Source organism: Pseudomonas sp. KB_12 (genome assembly GCF_052114545.1).
GTDB classification, from domain to species: domain Bacteria; phylum Pseudomonadota; class Gammaproteobacteria; order Pseudomonadales; family Pseudomonadaceae; genus Aquipseudomonas; species Aquipseudomonas brassicacearum.
The window spans coordinates 61,413-72,902 of sequence record NZ_JBFREY010000015.1 but is presented as its reverse complement, the minus strand read 5'-3'; the positions used below and the strand labels follow the sequence as shown (position 1 = coordinate 72,902).

Below are 11,490 nucleotides of genomic sequence, written 5' to 3'. Positions count from 1 at the left end.
TGTCGTAGCGGCGCAAGGCCTTGCCGGCGTCCCACTCCAGGATTTCCGCCTCACTTACCGAGTAAATGAGCGGCACCACATCGAGAATCACTTCGATGTCGCGCTCCGAAAGAAGTCCGCCGGTTTGTTTAAAAAATCGTCGATGCGTACCTGAAGTTGTGTCCAGTCGGGCACGGTCAGCAGGTCCAGATCGGGAATCATCAGGCCAGTGCAATGGGCCGTGATGAACTCGGCGCGTTCCTTGGCCGTCTTCAGTTTTTTCATCGCCTTGGTCGCACGCAGCACCGGCATTTCCAGGGTCAACGACGTCAGGCTGCGGCCCGCGACGTCGAGCGGTTGCAGCAGTTGCACCTGGTCGGGATCGGCCTGTGGAACATCCAGAAAGTACGACGCCGGACGGGTCGACATTTCGTGCACGTACTGGGCAATGCTCACGTAGTCCGGGCGCTTGAGCTGATCGAGCTCCTTGACCGACAGGCCGGTGGCCAGCTTGGCCAGCTCGAAGAACTGGTCGTCTTCATCATCACCGGCACGGGCCAGGGCTTCTTTCTGCGCGGCGTAGAGCAGTGGTTTGAGTGGGAGCTGCTCGATCTGCGAGCCGTCGTCACCGGTGATCGGCGACAACAGCTCATGGGTAGGAGGCATCCAGGACATGAAATCAATTCCTTGGTGAATCAGAGGACATCCTGTGGGAGCGAGCTTGCTCGCGATAGCGGGGTGTCAGACAGCTTGATACTGAATGAACCGCCGCCATCGCGAGCAAGCTCGCTCCCACAGGGATTGCATCTAGCCGGCCGGTAAGGGCTTAGGGCAACAACACCGCACGGCGCGCATCGCCGAGGATGTCCACGCCGTTGAGCACGAACTTCTGGGTGCGCACGTCGATGTCGATCACCGGGACGCCGTTTTCCAGGCGGTTGTAGGTGCGGCAGGACAGCTCAAGGTTGGTCTTGGGCTTCTCGGTCATCTTCAGCGGAGTTTCCTCAAGGGATTTCAACTTGCCGCCCACCGTGTGGTAGGTAAACCAGGTGTTGCCGTCCTGATCCTGGCCGGCTTCACGCACGTTCAGCAGAATGTCGTCGCCCAAGCTCACGCCCAGTGCCAGCATGACTTCCGGCCCGAGACCTTGCAGCGTCAGCTTGGCCGTCAGCACCTTGCCGCCCTTGGCCATTTCCTCGCCAATGAAACGGCCGCCGCGCATCTCTTCCATCTCAAATTCGATTTTCGGCGGGCTAAAATCTTCCACGGTCGCCGACAACGGCAGGCCTTGCAGGGTGGCCGCGATGGCCTGTCTTACGCGGTTGGTAAACATTAGAGAACGTCCTCCAGGAACTGCTCGATGATTTCATCGCGGGCATTGAGTTGATAAATCATGTGTTCGTTCGGCGCGTAGCGGCCGTAGTCGATGACCACGTACCAGGTGCCGTTCTTGTACTTCTCGACGCTGTTCAGCTCCGGGTGCAGGTACACGCTGCCGCCAGGGATGGTTTCGTCGGCGACCAGGGTTTGCAGCCAGTCGTTGATGCGCTTGACCTCCTGGTCCATGAACGACTTGGTCAGGTTCTTGGCCATGGCTTTCTGGCCGGCCTTCACCAGCTTGCGGCTGATGGCATCTTCCAGGCCGACGTAGCTGATGAACTTGCCGGTGATGGAACGGTTACCCAGCAGCGAGAAGCCGCCGAGGATGGTCCGGGCGTAGTAGCTGACGCCGTAGCGGTTGAGCAGATCGCCTTCGGTGGAGGTGTCGAGGATGTTGTATTCGACGGTGCGCGAGACGTCTTCGGCGAAGGTGACCTGGTTGCCCGGACTCTCCCATTGCTTGACCTTGGCGAGGGCGGCGATGGCCAGGCTCGACGGGGCCAGGAAGACGTTTTTCTTCGCGGCCTTGGAGTACACCGCCGGCATGTTGTGCACCACCAGGCAACGGTCGAAACCGAGGTCGGCACCGCCCAGTTCCTGGCTGTAGGTCACTTGATCGGCGACCGCGGCGTCCTTGCCGTCGAGCACCACACGGGCCTTGATGCGCTTGCCGAACGAGGCGAACTCGCTGGCCACCGCCTTGGTGCCGGTGAAGCCCGGCGCGCCGATGATGGTCAAGTCTTCAGCAACCCCACTCAACGCCGCCAGGCCCAACTTGCGACCGGTCTGCGCTTCGATACCGCCGATCACATTGTTCTGCGTGTCGGCCAGAGTGGCGCCCTCTTCGACGATGACGACGTAGACCGGCACCTTGACCACTTTGAGGATCTGGTAAACGGCCTGGAACAATGTCCCCGCCTCGGCACCGGTCGGGTCCAACTGGGCCTGGGTGGTGAAGCTGTTGATGCGGAACGGGGTGTTTTTCGGGATCAGCGGGTTGGCATTCGGCGCGGTGCCGACCAGCCCGATGACGTTGTCACCCAGGCCACCCATGGCCTCGGGAGATTCGGTGGCATTGACGGTAATGCCGTTGTGCTCGAAGTTCAAAACCTCAGCCATGGTTATTCAGCCTTCTTGGTGGCGGCCTTTTTGGCCGGGATGGATGCAGAAGCCGGTTCGACGACTTCGGTTTTTTTCAACTCCAGGCGACCGGCGCTGCGCAAGGCGTTGGCCTCGACGTCGAGCAGATCGAGTTCCTGGCCGACGCTCGACCAGTGACCACCCCCGGTGGGGAATGGGAGGAGCACGGTGTAGGTTTGGCGCAGTGCCATTTGTGTTTCTCCAGATATGAAAAAGCCCCTTGAGAAAGGGGCTGTTGGGTTTTGGATGAGTAAGAAAACGCCCCGTCGGAGCGGGGCGTTTATTGAAGCAGGGCAAACAACCATGGCGGTGCGACAGGACGGTGTTCCGCCAGAGGAAAGTCCGCACCTTGGGGCCAGTCACGCAGTTCACGTCGGTAGGTCAGCAGCTCGGTATATTGATCGACCGTAAGCGTGGTCGCGCTACCGATATCCAGCTCATCACGCTGCCGCGCCACAAGGCCATCTGTTCTCACCAACTGCACACCACGCCAGGCGCGCTCAATATCAGCCAATAGTTCGGGAGACGCCGGCTCCCGCTCAATCAACGAAGGTGGCTCAGTATCAAAGTTGATCTTAGTCAGTTGCGACTGACCGCTCAGAAGTTCGGCATGCAGCTCCGTTGATATTTCGATAGCGTCCTCTGGTAGCTCACCGCCTAAATTCGAGTCGTGAAAACACCCCGTTTTCTTGCTGCTATAAATCATCTTTGTCCCCTTTAAATGCCAAAGGCAAGTACCCGGACTGCCGATTGGCTGGCGGTGTAGTTGGACTGCAGAATTACCTGGCCCAAGCCGTTAGGCATACCTGCCACAAAAGGCGTGCCATTGGTGCCATAGATAACGCTGTCCGTCTGCGAAACGGTGCAACCGAAATGCGCCGCCGGAAACGCAATCGGTAAGTTGAAAGGTTTGCTCAAGGCCGCACTTGAAAATACAGCCGTCATCCACTGGATGATCAAGCCGGAAGGGAGTTTCTGATAGCCATTCACGCCCATCAGCGCGCCAAATGGCACAGTCTTGCCAACCACACCTGTACCCAATAACAACCAGAGCCCGCTACCAATGAAGGTGATATCCACATATGTGTCCGGGGGAATGGAGCGGGCCGCAGAGCCGGGGGACACACTGAGACTCTCCTGCATCCTGTCTGTCCCCTGGGTTACCAAGGTCAGATTCGTTGCTGTCCAATTCTGCAAGCGAATCGTGCAACCCGGCAGAACACCGTTGGCCATAGAGTCGGGGATACTATAGGAGGCAGGCCCGGCACCATAGGCGTGAACCATACCGCCAATGTGTGCTGGAATCCCCGTCAATGCGGCGGTGAACACGTAGACGCCACCCAGTTCGAACCCTTTGGTCTTAGACCACTCAGTCGTTGCAAGCAACTTGCTGTTGTCGAATCTCGCCGGGGTTAAGCCGAACACTCTGGAATATTGCAACTGCGCAGTCCCGGCAGCCCACCAGGCACTCGCACCGTTCGCGGTCAACTCCAGGGTCGCACCCACCTGCAATTCAATGCTCGTAATCTGACCAGCACCCGAGTTGATGTTGTCAGCCGCTGCACATACGACGGTGACAACGCCGCTGCCGATATTCCGGAAATGAATAGCGCCCCCTGCCGGCAGGACATTGACCGTCGGCAATGTGATGGTAAAGGCCCCGATAGTTGTAACCAGCGTGCCAATAGCCGAAGCCGTCAAAGTGGAGGCCGACGTCAAGCTAGTGAAGCCACGGTAGTTACCGGCGGCACGCATGACATATTCAGTCGTCGCGATCGACTTCGTGTTGTCGAATAGCACCGGCGTATTTGCTGTGGGATTAACCAACACCGGCGAATTGAGCGGCGCAAACCCTTGAGTAATGTTCTGAAACGCCAACGCCGTAGTGCCCAGAACAATCACACCATCAGTAATCAACTGCCAGATCGTGTTGGCAAGCGTCGCGCCCTCCTCCACCGAAACAATCAATCCCGAAGTCACTTCGACACTCGCATCGGCATCCTTTGCCCGGACCCAAGCGCCGTTCGCGGCCACGTAAATACCGTTGTCTTTCGCCAAGGTCTGGGATTTGACCAGGACCCGATTCCCGGCAATCACCGCAACACCGTCGATCGCCTGCGCGCCACTCAAAACAATGTTGGCCGTTGTCGCCACCCGCACCGACTGCTTCCTGTCGAGCTTGGCGAGTTCGTCGGCCACGAAGCCGGTCACCCAGGCCCGTGTCGCCTTGACCACCGTGTCGTCAATCAGCAGCGTCACCAGCTCAGCATTGCTGGTCTCGAAAATTGACCGGATGTAGAACTCTTTGCCCGAGCCGGACGTCGCCAACACCGGTTTGAACGACTCCGGATATTTGACAATCGCGTACAGGATCCCGGTATCGGTCCAGATCCCGGCCTCACGCACATACCAACCGCCGACGTCGGACGGGATGGTGACCTCGGCCAGCAGCCAGCTCGGGTTGTTTTCATCCTGGAACAGCGCATTGAGCGGCCCGCGCCAGACTTCGCGCTTGAGTGCCGTCGCCGTTGCCGCCGGGTTGTATTCCGTGCCGCCGCCGTCACCAACGGAAATCTGCGACAGCTTGATCGGTGTGCCCGCCGCCTTGCAGGCGGTTTCGTAGGCGATCCCCGCATCGGTGAGCAGGGTGTAGTAGTCGGCCATTTAGGACCCCTGTGGATAAATAGTGGAGGTTTCGACGGTGTAGAGCCCCGCGGCCATGAAGGCCTGACCCGAGGCTTCCAGCCCTTGGATGACGATCGGATAAACCGTGGTCAGTTCGCCGCACAGCGTGGCGGCGCCGATGACGTGACGGCCGAATGCACTCAAGCCGACAGACACCTTCAAGGTGTCGCGCTCGCTTTTGGCGTCCGCCAGGCGACGGTCGAGACGGGCATCGATTTCTTCGCTGTAAGGCTGCTCGGTAAATGCCCTGACGGAAAAACTGTAGGGTGGGCCAGGGGGCGTTTGCTCATACCAGGCGCGCACTTCAGGCATCAGTTGCAAACCCTTGGCCGCGTTTTCCAGCGCCTTTCGCGTCCCTGCCTGCCGGGCGGTTGGCCAGGCGAGTTCAACGGTCAGGCGCTTTTCCACCTCGGGCGCTGCGGAGCTCCACTCGTTGACCCCACGATCCGCCGCGAGATACGGCAGGAACGCCAAGGGCGTGGTCGCTGGGTTCATCAGTTCGGGAAACGGCGGATCGATGCGTTCGAGCAACCGCGCGAAACCGAGATCCAGCGCCCGTTCCAGCGGCGAACTGTTGACCGGCAGCAGGCTTTGGCGAGGTGTATCGTCACTCATAACGTATCCACCTCGACCTCGATGCCCGTGCAGTACGGGGCTTGAAAAGCCGTCGTCACAATCGGTGCGAGCGGTTCGAGAATCTGCAGCTGAACCGCGCCCGCGCTGTGCAGCGTGTAGTCGATCCAGCTGGGGTCCACCCGCCCTTCCAGGCGATGACACGCCTCGGCATACGCCTGCAACTGCTGTTCGGCGGCAACTTGGGTCAAGCCCGAATCCGGGCCGGCATTGATCTTCGCCACAACGCGGATTTTGTAGGGTTTGATCTGCGCGGCCTGGACGATGACCAGGTCCGTTTCCGGTCGTACATCAGGCCGGGCGAAATGCTGGCGAACACCGTCGAGCAGTGCCTCGGTCGGCGTGCCGTCGCCGTCACGGGACAGCACCGTGACCGTGACTTCGCCCGGTGCCGTGCGACGCCCATTACCGTCCTTGACCTGCGCCGCATGACCATCCGGATCGAAGGTATAGGTAACCGTCACCACTCCCGCCGAGGCGTTTTCCACCTTCACGACGGGCCGTTCACCCAGGGTAAAAATCTCCCGCCGATACTGCATGCGCGAGCCGGCTGCCGGGGCATGGGGCGCCAGGTAATAACGCAACCGCGCATCGTCATCGCTCTCGTAGACCGGGGGGATGGGCGGGAACGCTTCCGGGTCACCCGGATCGAGCAACTGGCGCTCAAGCCCCATGTCCGCGAGGCGAGCGTCGAGGTTGGTGCCCGTGGCCCACCACGCCAACATCTGCTTGATGCGAGCGTTGTATTTGCGTTCGTGGGTTTGCAGTCGGACGCAAAACGCCTCAAGGGCCAGGGTCAGCAGTTCGCTTTCGTTTTCGAGGCTGTCCACCAGCTTCGCCGCGCTTGCTGGAGAGCGTGCGCCGACATACTCGACCACGAAGGTCTTGAATTCGGCGAGCAGATCCTCGAACGCTTCGACGGTGACGATGGCCGGTTCGGCCAGTTGGTTCTGGCCGGGTATCAGCATGCTCATGTCACCACCTCGAAAGTCTGTTTGCGGTTTTTCCAGGTGCCGGCGAAACGCAACAGCAATCCGGCCCCCTGTCGGCTGGCGACAATGACCTGCGGCTCGAAATCATCGATGCCGTTATCCGGGTTGTAGAACGCTTGGGCCGCGTGGCTCTGGGCAAGGATCAGCAGGTCGTCACCGAGGTTCTGCCCCAGCAACTGCGTGAGTGCGCAGCCATACAACGGGCGCTTCTGGCGAGTGCCCAACGGCGTGGTCAATGCACGGGTGGCGCGCTGCACGAACTGCAGCCAGTCGTCGACCGTGGCGCCGGTGTTTCGATCGATTCCAATCATGAGGAAATCTCTTATGCGGTACTGATGACGCGCCCCTGGTGATCCACCACCGGGCCGCTCAGGTGCACGCCGGAAGCGTCGAGCCGAATGCCGACGGCGCCGACTTGCAATTCGATGGCCTGGGGCGTCATCGCCAGCCGCGACGGGCCAATGTTCAACTGCAGGGATTCGCGAGAACCGCTGAACGCCGCCGGGCCGTTTTGCCAGTGCAGGACATGGCTGGCATGGTCGTAGCCGTTTTCCGTACCGTCCTGATAGAGGCGCCGCGTCAGCGAGGCCTGGGTCGAGACAGGCGGGAACTGACCACCGTTGAGACCGAACAACGCCACCGCCTGCCCGCCGCTCTCGCCGCCGCCATGGTTGAGCAACAGGCATTGCTCACCTACGGACGGAATCCGCGACTCGCTCTGGGCCCCGGCACTCGGGTTGAAAAAGCGGATCGCCGGGGTCAGCAGTCCGCCATGGCTGACTTTGCAGGTGTTGCTGGCCGCGTCGACTTCCTGGCAGACGCCGATGCGGCAGAAACTCTCCGCCCGCCGATGCATGTCTTCCAGCTCGGTTTCCATCTGCGCCAGACGCTCGATGATCGGCCCCAGATGCATCCGTAACAGCGCATCAAACATGGCTCAGCCCTCGAGTGCGGTGTATTGGTCCGGGTCGCCGATGTTCGACACTTCCCAGGTACGGGCAAACTTCGGGATGCCCAGCGGGTCTTCCAGCAGCGCCGGGCCCAAGTACAGGGTTTGGTTGAAGGAGAGGGTCCAGGCGGTGTACGACCGCGCCGGGTTAATGAACGTGGACGGCAGGCCATCGAGCTCCGTGGGCAGGTCGCATTGATCGCCCGACAGACCCCAGCGGTTGTCCATGACCAGGTGTTTCAGCTCCCCGGCCAGATCGCAGGCATCCCATCCTGGAACGGCCATGACCACTTGCAAGGAAACGCTCAGGACATGGGCGATACGCCCGTCATTGGCGCGGTTACCGGGCGCATCACGCTCAAGAGCAATCAGCACCCAGGGTTGGTCGTCGGTGCCATCGAAATCCTGGGGGCTGCCGACTTTCAAGGCCGGATAAATGGCGCGCAGCGTCTGGGCAATGGCCGAGCACAACTGCGACGGTTTTTCGATAAGGGCAGGCATTGATCGCCTCCTTTTGTATGGATCAGCGCTGTCGACTCACTGCTGGTCGGGAGGAACGTCCCGCGGAGGGACTTCGCAGACGCCGAGCCGCTTGGCGACCCAGCGCTCGTAAAGACCGATCGCCACATCGGCACCGGCCATGGCGGTCAGGCAACCCAAGGCGCAGGCGCTCCAGATCGACATGCCGAGGGCGTACAAAAGCATGGTTGCCGATACACCGCAGACCACGCAGGCACCGGAGCGCAAGGCCAGGCGCCGCAATAACGACCAGCCACGGGCGCCCTCCTTGTCTGCACGCCACATCTCGCCGGACACCCCGCCCACCAGGGCGAGCACGATGACCAGCCAGATCGGCATGTCCAGCAACGCTTGTTGCTCGTTTGTCATGTCTCGTTTCCTGGGGTGATTAAGATTGGGCGGGTAAGTTGTTTGAAGTTGAATGAGATGTGGGTCGGTGCAACCCATTAAGTCGCTAGAGACGGCGTTCAAACGTTTGTCAGGTCATTGAAAGCAGACGTCACTTTGGCGCAGCGCAGGTCGCGCCTTTGTAAGTCATGGTGTAGGTGTAGTGCCTGTCCCAAGACAGCGGTAGCGCACTGGGTGCGGCCCATTCCGCGTAGTTACCCGACATCGAACCAGCGACAGCTAACTTACCCATGGCAATGGTCGCGAGATTGTTGGCGCTCCCTGCACCCGGCATTGGCACACTCCCATTCCATTGGAGATCGTCGCCGTTCTGGAACCATGCGCCCTTCCAGCCGGCTTGGGAGCTCGAGTACCAGGTATTGTCCGCTTTGAAGCAGATCGTTTGGTTGGCATAAAAACCACCGCCCGGAACGTGGTAGTAAGCGAATTGCCAGGAACCGACGGGGGAGGTTTCAGCAAACGCATGGAGGGTCTGGGTAGCCAGGACGGCTGCGATCAGCACGCTGAAGAATTTTTTCATTGATTTACTTCCTTTAAATGAGTTGGATTTTTGCGAGCGTCGATACAGTTTTTTTATCTGAACACCTCCTGAGCCTTTAAAAATGAGTGAATAGGAGTCTCCTTACTTAGTTGCTGTGTCTTGCGGCAGAGGCATTCCAAAAAGCCCGGTTGCCCAGGCTTTTCAGTAATGCGCTTGATCTTTCGGCGCGACTGGCGCGGTACGGATCCATTCAAATTGTTCTTCCGACCGCGGTCTCTGCCCGCCGGATAACTGCTTCTGGTGCTTTACGCTGCACACCCGGGTCAGTTGCCAACCCTCTGAACCGTTAAGGCCGGTTCATCGCTGCCTGTTGGTGGAACTAAAGAGCTTCGTTGCCAGCCGCTTTGTCGAGCGGCTTGGACATAGAATATGCATTGATGCATATACAGTCAATGCGTAAATGCATTTATTTATGCATGGTAAATGCGAAAACGCATGAAACCTGCGTAAACACCGGGGTTGCGGCTTTTCAGGAGGCGAAAAAAAACCCGCACGGCGGCGGGTTTTATCTGACAGCGGTGGAGTTAGCGGGCGTACATGCCCCACCAGAAGACGTGACCGAGGATGACGATCTGTTCATCCTGCATTTCCTGGAAGGTGTAGTCCTCGTCCGGGTGCTCATCGCGGTTGAAGCTGCGTAGGCGGATGCCGGTGGGCAGGCGATAAAGCTGCTTCACCCGCAATTGGCCGTTGTGGTTGATGGCGTAGAGGTCACCGTCGACGATGTCGCCGATCCCACACTTGCCCGCATTCACCCCGACCGTGGCCCCGTCGCGCAGCACTGGCAACATGCTGTTGCCGCGCACCGTCACGCACTTGGCCTGGTCGAACTGCACGCCGTTATGGCGCAGGCTGCGTTTGCCGAAGCGCAGGCTTGAGCGCTCGCTTTCCTCGATGACGAATCTTCCTGATCCAGCAGCCAATTCAACCTCGCGCAGAAAAGGGACCGACACTTCGTCTTCTTCGACGGGTGTTTCGTCGTCCCACAGGCTTATGTCCTTGAGTTCGGAATGCGGCTCGTCGCGGCGGGCATTGCCGACGGGCACAACGTCCGCGCGCCCGCGCAACTGATCGGTGCTCACGGCAAAATATTCGGCGATCTTCGAGATGTGTTTATCCGAAGGATCGACGATCTTGCCGCTGAGGATCCGCGAGAGGGTGGACTGAGGCACGCCGGTACGCCGGTGAAGCTCCGTGGGGGAGATCCCGTGCTGATCGAGCAATGCTCTTAATACGGTAGAAACGTTGCGTTTTTGCATAACGCGCATGATGCTTGTTCTTTTTGCAGAAGACAAATGCTGTTTTGCATAAATATGCAATTCCTGCCTTTTGAACTCACTGTGGCGAGGGAGCTTGCTCCCGCTGAATCGTACGAGCTGTGTAGGAGCTGTCGAGTGCAACGAGGCTGCGATCTTTCCAAAGACACTCGAATCCCAAGCGAAAGATCAAAAGATCGCAGGCTTCGCCAGCTCCTACAAAAGCCAAACTCCCCCACCCGGGATTTGCCCTACAGGCCCCTAAGAAAAGACTCCAATCGCGTCCTTCAAATGTGTGACGCAAGGCTACGTTTTCTTGCGCCTCTGCCTACAACTACGCCAGAATCCGCCGGCTTGTGCGCCTTGGGGCCCATCGGTACTTTTGATCCTGTCACTGCCCATCAGTGATCGGGTTTAGTCGCTCGGTATTCCAAGGTGCTCATTGCTCCATTCAGTCAGGTACTTCTATTCCTGCACTTGATGGTAGTTGTGCGCAGGGCGCCCTCGGGCGCGCCGGTTCCTTGGATCCCCGGTCGACTAACCTGCGTACAGCTGCCACCCCTCGTTTAGTCGCGAGTGAGTGGTGGCTCAACTTCAAGGATCCATAGAATGCCGAAGAACACACCAAATCCTCCAGACGATCACGTCTCCCGCAGCCAATCGGCCAACGCCAAGAAACTCGACGACGCGGCCACCCGCGCCCTGGACTATTACCTCAAGCCGAAAGCCGACAAAGAAACCTGCGACACACCCGACACCCTTTTCATCATCGCCCCCAACATCGACGCCGAATGCCTGCTCGCCAACCTCAGCGAAACCCTGGCCTCGGCCAACGCCATGGTCAGCGACCTGGCATTCGACCTGAAGGGCTCGCGGCGGAATATCTTGCTGGGGGTTCAACAGATGATCGAGCTGAGCCAGTTGCTGGCGAATCGGGCGTTGGATGTGGTTGAACCGAGGTAGGCATCCATGATGCAAGCCGAGATCTAAGAGAAGCCCAAGCAATCA

At 59.4% G+C, this 11,490-nt stretch carries 15 protein-coding genes; 1 reads left to right on the top strand and 14 read right to left on the bottom strand.

Annotated features, from left to right (window positions below):
- Positions 1–87: 87 nt before the first annotated feature.
- The 14 genes from AB4Z20_RS14205 to AB4Z20_RS14140 all read right to left on the bottom strand — a co-directional run bounded on the left by AB4Z20_RS14205 (position 88) and on the right by AB4Z20_RS14140 (position 10,485).
- On the bottom strand, positions 88–654 hold the full coding sequence (locus AB4Z20_RS14205) for a phage tail assembly protein (protein WP_258690450.1): 567 nt from the start codon (positions 652–654) through the stop codon (positions 88–90).
- 151 nt (positions 655–805) lie between these two features.
- Positions 806–1,312: a phage major tail tube protein gene (locus AB4Z20_RS14200; protein ID WP_258690449.1), complete on the bottom strand. Its 507-nt coding sequence runs from the start codon at positions 1,310–1,312 to the stop codon at positions 806–808.
- Positions 1,312–2,478 (bottom strand): phage tail sheath protein FI, encoded by a 1,167-nt coding sequence (locus tag AB4Z20_RS14195; protein ID WP_018607964.1) that lies wholly within the window; start codon positions 2,476–2,478, stop codon positions 1,312–1,314. Before AB4Z20_RS14195 ends, AB4Z20_RS14200 begins: the two co-directional genes overlap by 1 nt.
- 2 nt (positions 2,479–2,480) lie before the next feature.
- A complete protein-coding gene (locus tag AB4Z20_RS14190; RefSeq protein WP_018607966.1) occupies positions 2,481–2,690 on the bottom strand; it encodes a hypothetical protein in 210 nt (69 codons plus the stop codon).
- An 89-nt stretch (positions 2,691–2,779) separates the two neighbouring features.
- Positions 2,780–3,205: a phage tail protein gene (locus AB4Z20_RS14185; protein WP_442090125.1), complete on the bottom strand. Its 426-nt coding sequence runs from the start codon at positions 3,203–3,205 to the stop codon at positions 2,780–2,782.
- An 11-nt stretch (positions 3,206–3,216) separates the two neighbouring features.
- Positions 3,217–5,163, bottom strand: coding sequence for a phage tail protein (locus tag AB4Z20_RS14180; RefSeq protein WP_442090124.1), 1,947 nt, complete (start codon positions 5,161–5,163; stop codon positions 3,217–3,219).
- Complete coding sequence (locus tag AB4Z20_RS14175; protein ID WP_442090123.1) at positions 5,164–5,799, bottom strand: phage tail protein I; 636 nt, start codon at positions 5,797–5,799, stop codon at positions 5,164–5,166.
- A complete protein-coding gene (locus AB4Z20_RS14170; RefSeq protein WP_442090122.1) occupies positions 5,796–6,791 on the bottom strand; it encodes a baseplate J/gp47 family protein in 996 nt (331 codons plus the stop codon). The genes AB4Z20_RS14175 and AB4Z20_RS14170 overlap by 4 nt, the downstream gene beginning before the upstream one ends.
- Positions 6,788–7,120: a hypothetical protein gene (locus tag AB4Z20_RS14165; RefSeq protein ID WP_018607976.1), complete on the bottom strand. Its 333-nt coding sequence runs from the start codon at positions 7,118–7,120 to the stop codon at positions 6,788–6,790. The genes AB4Z20_RS14170 and AB4Z20_RS14165 overlap by 4 nt, the downstream gene beginning before the upstream one ends.
- 11 nt (positions 7,121–7,131) lie before the next feature.
- Complete coding sequence (locus tag AB4Z20_RS14160) at positions 7,132–7,743, bottom strand: phage baseplate assembly protein V (RefSeq protein WP_214511559.1); 612 nt, start codon at positions 7,741–7,743, stop codon at positions 7,132–7,134.
- A gap of 3 nt (positions 7,744–7,746) precedes the next feature.
- A complete protein-coding gene (locus AB4Z20_RS14155; RefSeq protein WP_442090121.1) occupies positions 7,747–8,259 on the bottom strand; it encodes a hypothetical protein in 513 nt (170 codons plus the stop codon).
- Between the two features lie 36 nt (positions 8,260–8,295).
- Positions 8,296–8,646 (bottom strand): phage holin family protein, encoded by a 351-nt coding sequence (locus AB4Z20_RS14150; RefSeq protein ID WP_003198302.1) that lies wholly within the window; start codon positions 8,644–8,646, stop codon positions 8,296–8,298.
- 130 nt (positions 8,647–8,776) lie between these two features.
- Positions 8,777–9,205, bottom strand: coding sequence for a hypothetical protein (locus tag AB4Z20_RS14145; RefSeq protein WP_018607982.1), 429 nt, complete (start codon positions 9,203–9,205; stop codon positions 8,777–8,779).
- 545 nt (positions 9,206–9,750) lie between these two features.
- Positions 9,751–10,485, bottom strand: coding sequence for a LexA family transcriptional regulator (locus AB4Z20_RS14140; RefSeq protein WP_028237204.1), 735 nt, complete (start codon positions 10,483–10,485; stop codon positions 9,751–9,753).
- 606 nt (positions 10,486–11,091) lie between these two features.
- On the opposite strand from AB4Z20_RS14140, the gene AB4Z20_RS14135 reads away from it, so the two are divergent.
- The gene (locus AB4Z20_RS14135) at positions 11,092–11,445 is read left to right on the top strand and encodes a DUF6124 family protein (protein WP_003198296.1); all 354 of its coding nucleotides are present in this window, start codon (positions 11,092–11,094) and stop codon (positions 11,443–11,445) included.
- Positions 11,446–11,490 lie beyond the last annotated feature (45 nt).